Raw genomic sequence first — 17,152 nt, forward strand, 5'->3', positions numbered from 1 at the left:
TTAATGAGTAGCCGTACCGGTCTTCTCGGGATGGCCCGTCAGGGTCGTCTCGATATTATTGCGGGCTTGCTTGGTCTCATAGCAGCGATAGCGCTGCTGCCGCTGCAGTTTCTGCTTGATCAAGTGTACATTCGCACGCTCCCGATCGTGTTGGGCTGTGCATCGTTGCTCTATCTCCATGCGGCTCGTGATGAGCGACATGGTGAGGTCGCAACGCTTTCGATCGGTACGGCACGTATCCTTCCGCCACTCGTCATTCTCGGTTCGGCTGCCCTCGTCGTGATAGCAGCAGCTTCAGAAGGCCGAACGCTTCTGTTCTACGATATCGCTGCAGCTGTTGGCACTGCCTTGCTCGCGCAGATTCTCTTCGTCGATAACGACTACTTCTCGCCCGGACTAATGCTCTTTCAGATCATTGTCTTCGGGCTCGTCGTCCGATTCGCCGCGCTCTACACGACGCCCGGCTTCATCGGCATCGATGTCTGGACCCATATGGTGGACTGGACTGGGAAGATATACGAAGCCCGATCATTGCAGCCAATATCGGATGAGAAATACTTCGCCTCACCGTTGTATCACCTATTGGTCGTCGGGTCGAGTTTGCTGCTGGACGTGTCGATCAGAACGGCGCTGTTCATCGTGGTCGGCGTAGCGATGCCTATTTCGGTTCTGCTGATCTATGCAACGGCGACGTTTTTCGTCGAGCCACGCTGGGCGGTGTTTGCCACAGCAGCGTACGCGATCAGCGCGTCCGTTATCGAGTGGGGGATCCACCTCATTCCGACGAGTCTAGGGTTAATCTTCTTTCTCGCGATCTTCTACAGTCTGGATCGGATGTTACGAATCGACTACAAGCCGCGTGATTTCGGGCTGGTCGTGTTCTTCAGCGTTGCGGTTATCCTCACCCACCAGATCTCAGCGTTCATCATGCTGGTGTTCACCGGCTCTGGCCTCCTCGCCTACTTCGGCCTGAGCCTCGGCATCTTCGATATCGGCCGGGCCAGTTGGGAGCGCTCGTCGACGCGCGAATCGGTGAATCTCACCGGACTGTTAGTGTTCGACCTCGGGCTGATCACGTTTATGTGGTCGCTAACACCGTACCAAGGTGGATCATTCCTAACGACGATCCTCAACTACTTCGTCAACACGGTGCGCGATACTGCGGGTGCTGGCAATCTTGCCAGTTCATCACAGAATATCCCTCCGAGCGCGATGCCCCAGCAGACGCTTATGCAGAGCATCGTGGAGTATCTCGACGTGCTTGGATTTCTGTTGTTGCTGTTGTTGACGATCGTGGGCTGTCTGTACATCATTCGACAGGAAAATATCTCACACGCGACGTTCACGTGTGTCATTGCGACCGTTATTATGCTTGCATTCGTGTTCGGATTCCCCATGTTCGGGATCAGAACGTTCGTTCCTGGTCGGTGGTATCCGTTCGTTGGTGCTCCGATGGCCGTTGTCGGCGCAATCGGGCTCTCCTATCTCGTCAAGAACACCCAACCGTCAGTCATGGTGATCGTCCTATTGCTCTTCGTCGTCGTCTTCCCGGCGTCCTCGATTCTCGCAAGCGAAAGCACACAGGATCAGCCGGCGTTTGCTGACACCCAGACGCGCTACAGCTACACGGAAGCTGAACTGGCGGCCGTAGATACTATCCGTACCTACGCAGAGAATAAGAGTACGAACTGGGTCACCGATCACCCGTATGCGACAGTGTTGACCCGAACACAAGCTCACAACATGGAACCAGGCGCGATCCAAAACGGGCAGGTTGCCGGGTGGGCTAGGGATATACGATATGAAAACGGAACAACTACTACGCGGATGGTAGAGGCAGACACCTACATCTATCGGGACTATCAGGGAAGTGGTGCTGCGTACTTTAAGTTCTACTACAATAACTCGACAGTTTCGTACACACCCTCTGTCTCATACAAGCAAATGTGTGGAGGGAACAAGGACATTCTATTTATGAATAGTCAGGTGACTGTATGTAATTCGGCTGGAGCATAACAAAAACGTTGATAATGTTCGTAGAATTTCGGCTTCGGAGGAACGAAGGAATAAATAAGTGCATACGGAGAATCCGAAACAACAATGAAACTCACGAGAATGTCAGCTAGATCAGTTTCTTGCCAATCCATTATTCGACAAAAGATGAATGTAAATCATGGTACATTTAGTGGTGTATTGAAAAGAGGTGGTGATCGCAGTGAGTGATCACTCGATGGAGGCCTTACTCATCGGAATCGACGCCGGATGTCTTCCGGTGTTCGATCGATTGATTGAGGAGGATGTCATCCCAAATATTGAATCTATCTGCGATACTGGCGTTTCTGGGCCACTTACGTCTCAGATTCCGCCATGGACGCCTAGTGCATGGCCGTCGATGTACACCGGAGTGAATCCCGGTAAGCATGGAACGTTTGGTTTCGTCGATTACGACGGATACGATTGGCACGTCGTCACTGCCGATCACGTCCGTGAGCACGCACTGTGGAAGCTATTAGAGGAAAACGACATGTCGAGTGTCGTGGTGAACGTTCCAGTCACGCATCCACCTGACGAGATTGATGGAGCAATCATCCCTGGATTTATCGGTCCAGAGCATCCTGAATCTCATCCAAAAGGTATTCTAGACGAGGTCCGTGAGGAAATTGGTGAGTACCGCGTCTACCCTATCTACGAGCGTGAAGACGACTGGCCGGATTCACGGAAAATGGACGAGTATACGACACTCGTTCGGATGCGCGGCGAGGCATTTCGGTATCTGGATAAGCGATTCGAACCGGATTTCGGGTTTGTTCAGTTCCAAAAGCCCGATACGGTGTTTCACGAATTCCACGGGAATTGGGAAAAGGTAAAAACCGTCTACGAAGAGACCGACCGTCAGATTGGTCTCCTCCTTGAGGAGTGTGATGCGAAACGGGTCTTTATTGCAAGCGACCACGGGATGGGTCCATACGAGAAATACGAGTTCCGGATGAACGAATTTCTCAAAGACGAGGGCTACGCTGTGGCGACCCAAGGCGGCAAGGGAATGCCGTCGTGGAATCCGATCCGGAATCAGCTCCGTGAAGGGCAAGACCAAGAGACGTGGGAACCGGGCGTCGTCGAACGGTTGGCCGCTGTCGCAGCCCAACATGGTGTCACACCCTCTCGGATCGAAGGAGGACTCAAAACAGTCGGTCTCGACCGGATCGTGAAACAGTACCTCCCTGAAAACATCGCACGGACTGCGAGCGAACAAGTCGACTTTCCGGAGTCAAAAGCGTATATGCGTGCACGCGTCGAACTCGGTGTTCGAATCAATCTCGAAGGGCGTGAGCCGGATGGGATCGTGCCTGAATCGGAGTACGAGTCGGTTCGTTCTGATATCATCGAACAGCTTACGCCGCTGACAACACCGGATGGCGAGCCGATGTTCGACGAAGTCGTCCCGCGGGAAGAGTACTATCACGGTCCGTACGCTGAGAATGCCGTCGATATCGTGACCGTGCCAAACAACTTCGATCACTTCCTATCGGCCCATCTCCTCGGAAAGCACTTCGGGCCACCCACAGAGCCGTGGAATCACAAGCTCGATGGGGTGTTCGCTGCGATGGGTGAGGGTATTGATGATTCTGTTTCGGTTGAGGACGCCCACATCTACGATGTCGCGCCGACGATCATGGCCGCACTTGGTGTTCCGTACAGCGATCGCATGGACGGACGCGTCCTTCCAATCGTCGATGATCCTGGTTCAATTGCGTATCCTGAGTACAACAGCGACGATGCTGCCGGTATCGAAGACGACGACGTCGAAGACAGATTGGCTGATCTCGGGTATCTTTAAACGGACACCAATATACCGCGATACTGCAGCGTGTCGTCTCCTGTCTGTTATATTCGAGAGTGCTCTCTCTCCCCGTCAGTTGATCGTCTGGCGTGCCATCGGTTTGTGCTGATGCGCTCGCTGTCTGATCCCGTCGGCAATCACGCTTACTCGGTCATGTACCGGGGGCATCATTCCAGAGATCCACGTGGAGCCGTGGCGTGTATCGATAACCGTGTTCGATGGCGAGTGCAGCGACTGTTTCTCGCGTATCGTCGAGCGCCGAACGTGTCGCGCCTTCCGGCATGAGAAGAACATCGGTGTTTCGTATTTGGGTTGAGGTCACAGCTCGTATCCGTTCGAGCAGATCGGTAATCTCCGGAAGATCATCGGAATCAGTGACCACGAACTTGAGTTGGAACTCGTACGATTCGATGAGTGTTGCAAGTGTCTCGATATCAAGCCGACGTGCTTCGTGGGATTCTATCCACTCTCCATCACCTGTAGGTGCCCGTTCGGGCGTTGGTGTGCTGCTAGCGAGCTTTGGGCTGATACTTGCAAGATCAATGTCACCCTCTCGATAAACGGTTCCATTTGTCTCGACAGTCGTGTGATAGCCACACTCAGCGAGGCGATCGAGGAGTTCGACACTCGTATCGTGGATCAGCGGCTCTCCTCCCGTGAGAACGACGTGTGTCGCTGGATACGACTGTACGTCCTCGATAATATCTTCGATCGATAGCCACGCGTGAGTTGGTTCCCACGAGGTGTGATACGAGTCACAGAACCAACATCGGAGATTGCAGCCGCTGGTGCGGATGAAGACAGATGGCGTTCCAGCGAGCACTCCCTCCCCCTGCAGCGAATAAAACAGCTCGTTGATTGGGAGGTCACCGCTATCGGTATTGCCATTTCGATTTTCATCGTTTCCGATTTTCGTTCCCGTTGAGGGATCTACGGACGACTCGTCAGTATTGACTGGCATCGGTTCATATTCCCCCGTGTCCAGCGCAGAGTTCGCTGGTTTCACGGACTTCGACAGCGATCGCGGAGACTGTCTCCGGTAGCTTCTCTTTGAGTCGCCGTTCGAGAGCGACACTCATGACTTCTGCAGTCGGCGGATGTTCGAGGACAACTACTGCATCCCCATCACCTGACTGCTCGAACGCCTCAACCAGAGGATCACCTCGTTCGAGGAGGAATCGGTGATCCCACTCGTTGATCAGAGACGTTACCTCTCCCTTATCAACTACCCAACCACAGTCAGTGAGTGTTCCCTGAATCGAAACAGTAACCTCGTAGTTGTGTCCGTGGGGACGCGAACATTTGCCAGTGTGATGTCTGAGTCGATGACCTGCACTGATCCGAATCGGTCGGTCCTGACCGATGTGGAGGGTACGCTCTGTTTCTTTGATTCTCTTCAGTGAATTAGTGGCTCTTTCTTTGATTCTCTTCAGTGAATTAGTGGCTCTTTCTTTGCTCTCGTCCTTTATATCATCTCTATCATCGATTTCGTGTTCTGTACTCTCTGTATGGCCATCTTCTGAGACTCCTTCGATCATATTCTTAGATGACTGGAAGAGCACTTAGTCCTGTTCGATCAATTTTTTGTGCTGCGTTATAAGAGAATATTAGAATTTACGTTCATTCCAAATATAGGGGCGTCTCAGTCGCTGCTTCGCTCGTCATCACATTCAGTCTGTAACGGAAAACGAGATAGCAGTTGACGCTGCATTCACTGTGTGAAAATAATGACTCGACAATCGCGGGGGTTCTGTCGCTGAATAATATGATTCGTATCCATCGAGCAGTGCTGGTTCGTGAGTGCACGTGATTCGTGTTTCAGATCTCGTCTGAGTTACGCGGCATTGCCTGATGGATACGCGCGTTGATTGCTGTGTTGCAGTGTACTCTCCTATTCTGATCGTTCAGCAGGGCGGCTGTTCGTCGTTTTCCTCCGTTTCTGTATCCTCCTTGGTGTCCATCTCGTCCTCCGTGTCTTCCTCAGTAGTCTCCGAGCTTTCTTCGGAGTTCGTGTCTTCTTCTGTCTCGGTGTCCTGTTCAGTATCCGAGTCGGTGGCTGTTTCCTCATCTACTGTGCTATCGTTCTGCGTGTCGGTTTCAGTCTCTGTATCGGTATCTGAGTCTGTTTCGGTATCACTGTCTGTCTCTGGGTCCTCAGTTGGGAAATCAGATTCACACGGGATTCCGTCGCCGTCCCGATCTAAATCACTGTTATCATCGCCTTCTGCCTCAAACACTGCCTCGACTTGTTCTCTACTATTAAAGTCTCCGCAGTCGTATGGGTCGTCTGCGTCTCCGGATGGCGTCGGAGTTACGACACCGCTATCGTCTTGCGCTAATGCACCGAATGGCCCAACACTAATTACGGCGATAGTGAGCACAATAGTGAACGCCAGCGTAGCAATTCCTGTCTTAACACGTTTAGATGTGGTCGGTTTCATGACCGACTGCTACGATACCGTTTGTTGTAATATGCTTTCTGGCCACCTATATTAAATCCTTAGAATGGTGAGAAAGGTGGATGGGGTGTAACATCATGTCATATAATAATTGGGATAGAATCTAAATACATATGCTAGATTAACATTTGAGAGGTGGTGGATACCAATCTTCGTTGTCAATTATTTGTTGAATGGAATAGTATCCGATAGATTTATCTGTGGTTGTGCTGGTATATCCAACTGGTCCCAATAACATAAGTTGGAGACCGAAACCTTGTGCCCCTGCACACGGTTTTCCGATGCGTTCGAACTAGTTATGTGACATTCTGACTGCGGTCTCCAATAGAGACTATTATGCAGCCCCACTTAACTATTTATATATGGTGCTACTCACCATATCATGTACAATAGTGTGTCTGTTCGAGTCAGTCTGGTGGGAATATATGTCTTTGAATTTCCACCACACTCTTCGTCGTGACCCGAGGAACACATTAGGTGGATGATCGATCGGAATCACAGTGGTCGAACAACACGACAGTCTATTCTATCCCTCGATCGCTTGCGCCTTTTCTGATCTCTTTTGCACGTGTTCGTACGCGAGAGATGTACCGCTCGATTTTCTCCGGCTTTTCTCCGTAGAACGAGGCGATCCAATTAATATCCGTTCCGGGCTGTGTAAGGAAGTAAGCAGTCAACGTGTCTCGTCCAGCCTGAATGATCGTCGGAGGGACACCTCTCGTTCCGGTACCGACCTCCTCAAAACCGTTGACATCGAAATAAACATCTGCATACAGTTCGGCGAGATCGGAATCTTCGAAGGTTATTCCCTGATGTTGGGGTGCTTCGAATCGATAACGGGGGTCGCCGTCTGACGACGTCACCTCGACAATTCGAACGCCGAGAATATACTCTCGGGACACTGATTCGTTTCCCCTATCCGTGGTCGGATTATTGGATCGTGACATGGATGATGTACAGTTGATTGTAATACGGAACAGCACGATATGCGCGACCGTCAGACGAGCAACGTGTTGACAGACTGTGAATCTTTCTGCAACAAGAGATGAGTTACCCGACGACGATTGCTTCACTCAGTTGAGTTCTTCGCGAAGGCTAACGATGTCGTCGAAATCGAGACGATCATTTTCGTTGAAATCGTATGCGTCAGCGTTCAAACGGATGCTGTCGTCATCGAAATGTGAAAACAGTGTGACAATGTCGTGGTGGTCCAGTCGTCCGTTCCCGTTAACGTCTTCGTAGAGACCGTCTCCATCGGGGTCGGTAGGTGCGTTGTCTCCAATAACAGCCGGTGGTCCTGTGATGAATAGGCCAGTTCGTGCCTCCGCATCGATAGCATTGCCCTTCTCATCGTCCATCTGATGGATATCAATGGCGAGGTCGGTCGTTCCCATTTCGAGGGCACGCAACTCCACTGAAGCGATTGGGACATCGCTCTCTCCCGGTTGGATGTTCTTCTTTGTGTCTGCGAACCGGAGGGATACGGACGCACCGTCATCAGAAATAGTGCTGTCAGTAACCATCAACGTGTCCGGGAAAGAAACGTCAGTAATTGATGCCACGTCTGGATTGGAGACCGTAACGGTAACCCGGCCGCCAGAGATCCCTGATGGGAGAGACGACGCACGTAGGTCTGTACTCGCAGTGCTCCCGTGGGCAACAGCTATCGAGTCGATGTCGATCAGGACGTTCGGTTGGTAGACGTACAGCCCGTCGTTGGGGTATGAACGCGCAGGTCCGCCGAAGCCGTCCTCACAGCAGAGAACACGGCCGTCGTCCATTACGTAGACGTTGTCAACGTTCCTGAGTGCATCGTCTGCGTCTTCGGGTGCGTCTGTGAAATCGGGACCAGCAATAACTGGTTCGAGTCTCGAGACGTTGTAATCTCGTTCCAATTCGCCTCGGTAGACCACACCACCATCGACACGATCCATCTGAATGTCGCCTTCGTCGTTGGCAAGATCGTCGTTGAACTCAGAGATACCGAAGTAGACAACGTCACCCGGGCCAGCACCGTCGACGCTGTCGACACCCTCGGCCTTGTTGAATTCGATTGAGGCACCGATCTCTTTTGCGGCCGCGCGGGTTTCGAGGAACGGTACTTTGCGGAGGTCCTCATCGACACCTCGCGGTCCATCGCTTTCTACTTGTTCGGCCCAATCGATGATCTCTTGATTGGAGATGTAGTTCTGATTGCCGTTCTTGATGACGTCCCGATCGGCTTCCTCCAACGCTGCGTCGAGATCCTCTCTCCAGTCCGTCTCAGCGTGGGCTTCGAGGTAGTGTTGTTGCGTGATGTCGTCGTAGGTGGCGATCCACCGTTCTACTTCCTCGTTACTCGCGTGCCCAAGCTCAATCCACTCGATTTCGAGAGGGGTTTTCGCCGGTGAATGTCTGTTTCCGGAATCTGCAACGGATGCCTCATCGTTGGTTATTTTCGGGGCGTAAAGCGAGCCTTCGATCTCCATCGGATCATCGTACCTCGGAATCGGATCGTCGGCGACAAACTTGTAGATACCCTTGCTATCACCGTCCGAGCAGCCATAGACGGTTCGTTTATCGCTCTGGAAATCTGGTGCCTCCCACGCCGCCCGACCCATCACATAGTATTTGATCGGCTGGGGTGTCTCGGCTGCAGGATCACGAATATCGACGTGATAGCCGTATCGATACGGATTCGGGTAGATATCACCGATTGGGGTGGTGACATTATTTTTGCCGTTTGTCTGATCAACTTGCTCAGCTCCAAGATAATACGCGAGGAATTCGACACCGTCCAGCGCCCAGAAGCCCTGTGGACTGAACGAGTCGTCGTAATACGTTTCGATAGCCTCCACGATCTCGGACGGGTTCGGTCGGTTCCAGAACTGAGCACCGCCGATGAGACCCTTCCCGCTCCCGTTTTCTTCGATGTCACCCACCGTATTGGTCAGGTTGACGCGTGTGTGGGCGTAGTTCTCCTCTGAGGAGACCATCGTACCCCACGGGCTGAGATCACCATAGCAGTTGATACGCGTACCACCAATCGAACGGAGTGGCTCGGTGTTCGCAAGGTTGATTGCGTTCTTCTGGTCGGCCTCCCACTCACCGTCTTCGGTCTGGCGGATTGGGATCCGTGAGACGTTCCCCGGGCTGTTTTCCCAGTTCGTAAACAGGTATCCCTCCGTGCCATCGTTGTTTGTGGCGACGAACTCGTTACAGTCGGGATTAGTCGCGGCAGCCCCGTACTGAGTGCCTGGGAAGTTGTCCTGTGTGATGTCTGTACCCTCGGGCGTCTGAGTTACACCGAGTCGCTCCGTGCCACCGTTTATCGATTCTCCTCCCTGCGCGAGTAATACGTACTCGCCATTACCAGAACGTACCTGACCTTGTTCTTTCTTCGTCTGCGGTGTCGATACCTCTATGAAATCGTCGTTATCTCCGTCCAGTTCAAACTGGAAGCCGCTGAAGTAACCGATACCCGCTCTGTTGAATGGCGCTGGATTGTCCTCGCTCGGATGTTGGAGACTGTACAGCAGCCCGCCGTCCTCGAATACAAATGGACCTGTCACCTCGGCACCGTGCGCTGTTGTTGAAAATCGCTTGAGATTTCCCTTCACACTTGGCGCCCCAGGTGTATCCGTTTCTTCTACCTCATCTGCACTTGCCACACCGACCACGCTTGCTCCGAGCGCAGCGGCTATTGACGTTTCCATCAGACTCCGCCTAGTAAATTTCATTCTCGGTTTTGAACACTATCTCACTACCTAAAATACTTTTATAATATTTGTATTGATTGAGAAATAGTAATATTGGATGGAGGAAAGGTATATACCGGAAGAGAGTCTCATGGTGATATCGATTGTGACGCGGATGCTCTAGCACTCTCTGTATCCTCTAATCACGCTGTTTCCGAACTGCTCTTTTGCTTGGAGTTGGTGATCAAGTAGTTTCTGCCATCAGTCTCTTAACTGAATGACAAATGTAGCACAATACGATAAAACCGAATCTCAGTGCAATAATTTATAATTAGATAATGTTTGCTATGATATGATATGATATTTGATTAGATAAAACCACCTTTCGGTAAGAGTCAAACGTTTAGTCGAACCATTGTATGGTATTTGTGGATATGGCGGTTTGATGTGTGGGGGTAATCAGATGAGTGCTCTGAGTATCATTGATTTTCGAACGAACAATCGAGCAACAGACTCACTCACACCAATAACGACAGCCAGATAGCGGTTGTCTGAGATTCAGAATTGTACAGTGTGTTCACGCTCCATGTGTCGTGGGGGATAATTCCTATTCTTGAGTCATTGCCACGATACGTTGTCGTGGATGTGGATAGGTTTCCCATGATTTTCACGAGACAACGAGACTCTATTCCGTCGATTGTTGACACAACTTCGTCGGAGACAACGCGATATCAGTGACTAAGAGACCCACCTTTGTTCAAAATATATTTGCATCATGATTGTAAATTCTAATATCCTAATTGCGGATGAGTCGCATCTCTTTCGAACCATTGTCATTGAACATAAATATGACAGTTGGCAGGGGTTAAGTATAATGTACGCTGTGGTAGTCATAATGGTCGAAACAGAAGGAGTGTACCCACCGTCGCTCATTGCCGATGTCGTCGATGCCAAATTTTCGCACCTAATAGATGATACAATCTGTTTCGGTGGAGAATGTGAGTATGCACAAGCACACAACTGGTGGCTCACTTCAATTTTCACGTCTCAATGTTCTCAGAGGGCTACTGCCCGATACACGTGTGCTGCGTGTATGAGACGAGTGAAGATCGTTGTTGATCTTCCTTCGCTCACATACCTTGAATACTCTGATCCAGATGACGTCGTTGATGAACTCATCGATTATGATGGGTTCACGAGCAAATCGATGATCTAAACACGAAATTAATTTCTAACAGAGCGCCGCTTTTCGTCTCCGATTGTCTATAAGCTCCCAGTCGTCATTTTCTTCGCGCATTCAACTAACTCACTTGTTTGCACTCACCGTTCTGGCTGCTCCTGTAGAACTCAGACTTGCGAACATATCGTTCGAGTAGTCGGTTATTCACAATCCAGTACTCCTTGTTTATCTCCAGTATTGTAAAATCGGTAGTGAGTAGGTTGACGTTGCTTGTTGTTCAACCATACATCCGTCAAGATATCAGATTTTGGAGATAAGCAGTTCAGTATGAGTGCACGCAGCCGTAAATCGCGTTCGATCACAGTTCAAATTTGGTGGTTCAGCACAGCACGACTTATCGAGTCGGGGTGTCTCTCGGGAAAAACCACTGTAATGTTCATCGATCCATTTCGTCTATATCATATTAGTAATCTTTGAATCCAAATACCCTTTTTTCCCCACATCCGTCACAAACGGCAATATATGTATTCGATGACTTCATTGTCTTATGAGGGATAGTGTTTTTTTCATTACATTCATCACATCTCCATTCGAACATCACCAATTACAACCAATCTTAATCTTACTTGCTCACTATTTATAAACTTCATCTCATAATAACAATACGATCGCATTTTGTCTCCACTAATCGTTGTGCAAAGCCCTCTATGGAATGCATGGCGTGGGGGGCTACGTGCCGCTGGAGTCATTGATTTCTGTCTGCTGTCGAGGTCAAACACTCTGTGCGAAGTGAAGATAGAAAATATTCATGGTGTGGATTTCCTGATATGTCGTATATTGGACGTTGGTGCGAAGACGGTGGTATATACCTCAAAATGAGATGTGAATTGTACGTAAACGAATAACGGGATACTGTTCACGTTCAGGACTGCCGTACTTGTGGTGCAGCCGTATGTTAGAAAACTGCAGTCCTCTTTATTGATAGCGTGGCTGGAGCACAGTCACCATCTCTCATATCCTTTTATTTCAACTGCACTTATTCTCTCCTTAGTAAATACATACTTTAGCACTCATCTCACCCTCTTCGAAGTACGAGAAAATGCCTACACGGGATACTGATCTCAAATTTTATGTTATTGTCATATGAACATTGATCGAAAATAGGTTTTAGGGAAGTCGACATTCAACACGAAAAATGAGTGTGTGGATGATTACTGAGTCGGAAATCAGATATATTACAATTTATTTTTAATTGTATGTATTTACTTTGGAAGAATGTGTTTTGCCCATCTTGTAAGCTAGTCTTTTGATTTGATCCATGTCGAAATTACTATATAACAGACAAGAATGCTGTATTCACTGACTGCACGTTACCGTCACTACGTCTCAATATGAAAAAACACTCCGATAGATGTGTTGATGTTGCTATATTGTCGCAGTAAGCCGTCAACGTGCGCTGTGTATACAACAACGGCTAATCACGAACTAGCGTCCCATGGAGTAGAATTCCTCGTTAGGTCGCATGTCCGCCACTGTCGCCATCCTATTCGAGAGATTATAGAAGGCGACGACGCTCGTGATATCCCAGATCGCTTCTTCAGAGAAGCCATGATTGCGGAGTTTGGCAAGATCTGTTCGACCGATCGATTCCGGTGATTCAGTGAGGTCCGCCGCGAAATCGAGCATCGCGCGGTGATTAGGACTCAGATTCGCCGAGCGGTGATTAGTTGCGAGCTGGTCAGCGAGTTTGGGTGCTTCTGCATAAATTCGTAGCAACGCCCCGTGAGCGACGACACAATAGAGACAGTCATTCACACCACTCACCGTCACGACGATCATCTCGATCTCTTCGCGTGCAAGTTCGGTATCCTCAACGAGCGCATCGTGATACGCGACAAACGCTCGGAAGTGGCTCGGTTTGTAGCCGAACGCACTGAACACATTCGGCGTAAAGCCCGTGCGTTCGGTTTCCTCGTCGATTCGTTCGCGGAGATCGTCGGGAAGCTCATCGTGGTCGGGAGTCGGGAAGTTCTGCATCGGCTTCGTCATACTCCAACGTGATCTGGAAGGGTTTTATACTGCGGGTTACCCGTTGTCTATCCCCTCTGCTTGATTGCGTCTCCTGTCTCTCTCAAATGTGGGTGAGTATATCATGCGATCATTCTCATCCCTGATTAAAAACCAGTTATTTCCGGCATAGAATACACAAGACTTTGAGAGGTAATTATGAGTCTATGAAGATCGGACGACGGACGTTTCTACGATCGACCGGCGTACTGTTGGGTTCTGGAGCGTTAACGCTGGAGACAGTAAACGCAACTGGCAGCGATGAGATAACTATTCTAACCGACGAACACAGTGTCAGCCACGTGTATGCCGACGATCTGTATGGGATGGCGTTCGCAAACGGATACGTACAGGCTCGTGATCGACTCTTCGAGATGGACGTACTCAGACACATCGGTTATGGGAACAGTGCAGAGGTGCTCGGTCCATCCCAGTTGCAATCGGACATCGAAGTTCGCCGTGATCTCTACAGCAAGCGTGAGATCAAACGGCAGTACGAAACCGCCTCTGATCGGACACAGCGGGTTCTCGAAGCGTTCGCTGATGGCGTGAATCGGAAGATGGTTGAGCTAGCCGCCAGCGGACAATTGCCGGGGACGTTCACCGCTCTTGCGCACGCTCCAGCACCGTGGACGCCAGCAGACTCCATTGCCGTGCTGAGCTATCTCATCGGATACTTCGGTGTCAGCGGCGGGAATGAACTCGCTAATGCGCAAGAACTAGCTCAGCTCACTCAATCGCTCGACGACGAGCGATCGGCCTACGAGGCGTTTGGCGACCGAAACTGGCTTCGAATTCGTGAAGATCATTCCACGTCAATCTCGGCAGAGGATCTCACTGTCGACGGTGGTGAGGAGGTGCTTCCCTACGAGGACGTTCCAGATGAACAGTTGCGGTTTGTGGATGCTGCTCTCGATGCAGAACCGTGGGGCATTGAGAATGATTTCTCGCTCTCCGATTTCCTGAGTGGTCTGAGGCGAGGCGAGGAGGCGGGAAGTGGAGTCATGGAGGGGTTCAAGTGGGGGAGCAACGCACTCATCGTGAGTGGTGAGCACACCGAGACAGGATCCCCGATGCTCGGTGGCGGTCCCCAGATGGGCTATTTCAAGCCGCCAGTCATCCATCAAGTGGGACTCCACGGCGCTGGGTACGATGTGACCGGCATCGGTGTCGTCGGGACCCCAGGGATCGTCATCGGCCGCACGCCGGAGTTCGCGTGGACGGTCACAAGTGGGCGTGATGATCAGGTCGATACCATTGCAGTCGAACTCCATCCAGAGGATAAGCATCGGTACAAGTGGGACGGTGAGTGGCACAGCATGCAGACCGAGACAGTCGTTCACAATGCGTCGGTTGTCGGATCGATCGTCTCCGGGGACCCAGATGTTCGAGTTGTAAAACAGGAGATAGCCCGTATCGAAGAAAATGGGGACGTCATGCCTGTAATCGCGTGGAATTCCGACGAGCGCGTTGCGTGGTGTCAGCGAACGACAACACGCTATCAGGAACTCGAAGGAGCGTTCATGTGGGCGGATCTCGGTACACGGGACGATCTCGACGGATTCAAAGATCAGATCAGCGAATTTCCGTTCACGTTTAACTTCCACTATATTGACAGCGAGGATATTGCATACATTCATACTGGAAGCGTTCCGGACCGGAACCCGTCTCTCGATCACCGACTTCCAGCTCCTGGATCGGACCATCAATGGCGCGGTAAGCGCGTCGGTCTCGGGTTACAAACTTCGTATACGAACCCCTCCAGTGGATACGTTGTGAACTGGAACAATGGCCCGTGTGCGGGCTGGCGAGCGGGCGATGCTCCACAGCAGTGGGGATCTACTCACCGCGTCGAACTCCTCGATCGGTTCACTCGGTCGGCACTAGCTGATGGGCCGCTTTCACTCCAAGACGTCAAACAAATCATCGAGCGAGCCGCAACGCACGACGCAAGCGCACCTTACACCGTCCCAGCCCTCATCGATGCCGGGCACACGAGCAGCGACGCACAGCTTCGAGCGATGGCGGACGAACTCCAAACGTGGAAACAGCGTGGATACGCGTGGCGCGATGCGAATGAGGACGGTCGCTACGACTCCGGAGGGATGGCTATCTGGGAAGAAACACGCCGCGAGCTACAACGTCTTGTTTTTGAGGACGAACTCGACGAGCAAACACCCGATCTCGCGTTCGACCCCCCGGAAACCCGACACGCCGCAGATCACGGACGAGCACACCAGGAGACGACGCTCGTGGATGCGATCGCCGGTCGGACGACCCACGACTGGTTCGGGGGTGTAACTGATCGTAGCGAGCGCACACAGAACCACGATGAATCGGTCCGTACCGTCCTCAGACAGGCGCTCGAACAGGCTGCTCAAACGCTCGAAAAGCGATATGAGAGCGCCAACCCAGAGGACTGGCTGCTCTCAGTCCGTGAGTCTACATTCCGATCGCTCGGAGCGAGCAAACAGACATCGATCAAGATGGTCAATCGAGCGACGTACAACCAAGCTGTTGCAGTCGGTGAGGGACTCGAGGGTTCTCAGCATATCCTCGCACCGAGCAACGATGGCAACATGACACTCCCCGAGGTGCTGGCAACGCAACTCGGAGGAGACGAACCGGATCGATTGACCGATCAGCTGGACGAGTATGCGGCCTTCGAGTACGCTCCCAACCCGTACACCCGAGAGCAAGTTGAAACAATCGCTACGGATCACCAGACCCTCCGGGCGTACCACACGTCAATCGACGACCCGATCGAACCCACCGGTCAGATTTCCGAACGAACGCGAACGCAGATTGCTACGCAAATCAAAACAAACGAAGACAACAACTGAATTCCTTGCTGTTACACCGGTGTTGTTGGTTATAAATCATCATCATTTGTCGGGCCGATTTTTTGTTCGTCGACTGTTTCGAACTCATGGTCAATGACGTGGCGGGGATTTTCGTCGTCATCGCATTCGTATTTGTAGCGGACGCCTTCTTTCTCATCCTGAGTCGCTTGGTGTGAGCCATCACAGAACGGGTAGTCGGCTGAAAGGCCACAGAGACAGATCGCAATGTCGCCTTTCTCCTCGTCAAGGTCGTCGGGTGTGATGATCCGTGGCTCGGTCGCAGCGTGTGTGATTTCGCGGACCATACCCTCTCTTGTCGTTGGCTTTCCGTGAACGTGTGGTATCTGCACGGATGCACCCGACGAAACACTTTCAATCTCAACTCAACGGTGGTGGCCCTGTTGTCCTCCCGTGGCACCGACAACGATCGGATCGTGGGAAGATCACTTTCAGCGTCCATGGCGCAGTCTTATCATCGTACCGTTCGTGGATAGGATAGCGAATGAATCAGCTCAGGACCGACCCAGTACTCCAGGAATTGATCGAAGAACATGGGACTCTCGAACTTGAACCGGCTGTTGACCCGTTCGAACGGCTCGTTGTTTCGATCGTCAACCAACAGATCTCAACAGCGTCAGCGAGTGCGATTCGAGAGCGATTCTTCAATCGTTTCGACATCGCTCCGGAGCCTCTGTTGAACGCCAATGAGGATGATCTCAGAGACGTTGGGCTGTCCCAGCAGAAGATCGAGTACATCCAGAACACTGCCAAAACGTTCCAAAAAGAGAACCTCACAAAAGCGACGTTTTCAGATATGTCTGACCAGGCGGTGATTGACGAACTAACAACAATTCGTGGGATTGGTGTCTGGACGGCAAAAATGTTCCTTATGTTCTCGCTCGGAAGAAAAGATGTGTTTCCGACCGAGGATTTAGCTGTCAGAAAAGGAATGCAAGAACTGTATGGTGATCTCACTGAATCTGAAATGGTCGAAATAGCCGAGCAATGGCGTCCCAATCGGAGTATTGCAGCCCTCTATATCTGGCGAGCGTACGAGTAACTCGCCACTGAGAACAAAATCGGGC

General features: G+C 51.2%; 12 protein-coding genes. 5 read left to right on the forward strand and 7 right to left on the reverse strand.

The window, feature by feature from the left end:
* The first annotated feature begins 3 nt into the window (after window positions 1–3).
* Window positions 4–2,016, forward strand: coding sequence for a hypothetical protein (locus tag MW898_RS03355; protein ID WP_248904556.1), 2,013 nt, complete (start codon window positions 4–6; stop codon window positions 2,014–2,016).
* Between the two features lie 214 nt (window positions 2,017–2,230).
* Window positions 2,231–3,838, forward strand: coding sequence for an alkaline phosphatase family protein (locus MW898_RS03360; RefSeq protein ID WP_248909699.1), 1,608 nt, complete (start codon window positions 2,231–2,233; stop codon window positions 3,836–3,838).
* Window positions 3,839–3,992: 154 nt separating this feature from the next.
* On the opposite strand, the gene MW898_RS03365 is transcribed toward MW898_RS03360, so the two are convergent.
* The 5 genes from MW898_RS03365 to MW898_RS03385 form a co-directional block, all read right to left on the reverse strand.
* Entirely contained in the window at window positions 3,993–4,802 is an 810-nt protein-coding gene (locus tag MW898_RS03365; protein WP_248904557.1) for a 7-carboxy-7-deazaguanine synthase QueE, read from the reverse strand.
* Window positions 4,803–4,806: 4 nt separating this feature from the next.
* On the reverse strand, window positions 4,807–5,379 hold the full coding sequence (locus tag MW898_RS03370; RefSeq protein ID WP_248904558.1) for a 6-pyruvoyl trahydropterin synthase family protein: 573 nt from the start codon (window positions 5,377–5,379) through the stop codon (window positions 4,807–4,809).
* 366 nt (window positions 5,380–5,745) lie between these two features.
* Window positions 5,746–6,282: an excalibur calcium-binding domain-containing protein gene (locus tag MW898_RS03375; RefSeq protein WP_248904559.1), complete on the reverse strand. Its 537-nt coding sequence runs from the start codon at window positions 6,280–6,282 to the stop codon at window positions 5,746–5,748.
* A gap of 539 nt (window positions 6,283–6,821) precedes the next feature.
* Window positions 6,822–7,247 (reverse strand): hypothetical protein, encoded by a 426-nt coding sequence (locus MW898_RS03380; protein WP_248904560.1) that lies wholly within the window; start codon window positions 7,245–7,247, stop codon window positions 6,822–6,824.
* A gap of 126 nt (window positions 7,248–7,373) precedes the next feature.
* Window positions 7,374–9,995, reverse strand: a complete 2,622-nt coding sequence (locus MW898_RS03385; RefSeq protein ID WP_248904561.1) for an alkaline phosphatase PhoX — start codon at window positions 9,993–9,995, stop codon at window positions 7,374–7,376.
* Window positions 9,996–11,070: 1,075 nt separating this feature from the next.
* Here MW898_RS03385 and MW898_RS25450 point away from each other — a divergent pair.
* Window positions 11,071–11,193: a hypothetical protein gene (locus MW898_RS25450; RefSeq protein WP_264383093.1), complete on the forward strand. Its 123-nt coding sequence runs from the start codon at window positions 11,071–11,073 to the stop codon at window positions 11,191–11,193.
* A 1,449-nt stretch (window positions 11,194–12,642) separates the two neighbouring features.
* Here the strand turns inward: MW898_RS25450 and MW898_RS03390 are convergent.
* Entirely contained in the window at window positions 12,643–13,206 is a 564-nt protein-coding gene (locus MW898_RS03390) for a peroxidase-related enzyme (protein WP_248904563.1), read from the reverse strand.
* A 185-nt stretch (window positions 13,207–13,391) separates the two neighbouring features.
* Between MW898_RS03390 and MW898_RS03395 the strand changes: the two genes are divergently transcribed.
* Window positions 13,392–16,067 (forward strand): penicillin acylase family protein, encoded by a 2,676-nt coding sequence (locus tag MW898_RS03395; protein WP_248904565.1) that lies wholly within the window; start codon window positions 13,392–13,394, stop codon window positions 16,065–16,067.
* Between the two features lie 29 nt (window positions 16,068–16,096).
* Here the strand turns inward: MW898_RS03395 and MW898_RS03400 are convergent, their stop codons facing one another.
* Complete coding sequence (locus tag MW898_RS03400) at window positions 16,097–16,372, reverse strand: CDGSH iron-sulfur domain-containing protein (RefSeq protein WP_248904567.1); 276 nt, start codon at window positions 16,370–16,372, stop codon at window positions 16,097–16,099.
* Between the two features lie 197 nt (window positions 16,373–16,569).
* On the opposite strand from MW898_RS03400, the gene MW898_RS03405 reads away from it, so the two are divergent.
* Window positions 16,570–17,127: a DNA-3-methyladenine glycosylase family protein gene (locus tag MW898_RS03405; protein ID WP_248904569.1), complete on the forward strand. Its 558-nt coding sequence runs from the start codon at window positions 16,570–16,572 to the stop codon at window positions 17,125–17,127.
* Window positions 17,128–17,152 lie beyond the last annotated feature (25 nt).

Origin of the sequence: Halocatena marina (assembly GCF_023276375.1) — an archaeon.
GTDB lineage: Archaea > Halobacteriota > Halobacteria > Halobacteriales > Haloarculaceae > Halocatena > Halocatena marina.

Bases quoted from the DNA above. Each gene is read 5' to 3' on its own strand.
- MW898_RS03360 (WP_248909699.1), top strand. From the start codon at position 2,231: ATGGAGGCCTTACTCATCGGAATCGACGCCGGATGTCTTCCGGTGTTC.
- MW898_RS03375 (WP_248904559.1), bottom strand. From the start codon at position 6,282: ATGAAACCGACCACATCTAAACGTGTTAAGACAGGAATTGCTACGCTG.
- MW898_RS03390 (WP_248904563.1), bottom strand. From the start codon at position 13,206: ATGACGAAGCCGATGCAGAACTTCCCGACTCCCGACCACGATGAGCTT.
- MW898_RS03370 (WP_248904558.1), bottom strand. From the start codon at position 5,379: ATGATCGAAGGAGTCTCAGAAGATGGCCATACAGAGAGTACAGAACAC.
- MW898_RS03400 (WP_248904567.1), bottom strand. From the start codon at position 16,372: ATGGTCCGCGAAATCACACACGCTGCGACCGAGCCACGGATCATCACA.
- MW898_RS03365 (WP_248904557.1), bottom strand. From the start codon at position 4,802: ATGCCAGTCAATACTGACGAGTCGTCCGTAGATCCCTCAACGGGAACG.
- MW898_RS03355 (WP_248904556.1), top strand. From the start codon at position 4: ATGAGTAGCCGTACCGGTCTTCTCGGGATGGCCCGTCAGGGTCGTCTC.
- MW898_RS03380 (WP_248904560.1), bottom strand. From the start codon at position 7,247: ATGTCACGATCCAATAATCCGACCACGGATAGGGGAAACGAATCAGTG.
- MW898_RS03395 (WP_248904565.1), top strand. From the start codon at position 13,392: ATGAAGATCGGACGACGGACGTTTCTACGATCGACCGGCGTACTGTTG.
- MW898_RS25450 (WP_264383093.1), top strand. From the start codon at position 11,071: ATGAGACGAGTGAAGATCGTTGTTGATCTTCCTTCGCTCACATACCTT.
- MW898_RS03385 (WP_248904561.1), bottom strand. From the start codon at position 9,995: ATGGAAACGTCAATAGCCGCTGCGCTCGGAGCAAGCGTGGTCGGTGTG.
- MW898_RS03405 (WP_248904569.1), top strand. From the start codon at position 16,570: ATGAATCAGCTCAGGACCGACCCAGTACTCCAGGAATTGATCGAAGAA.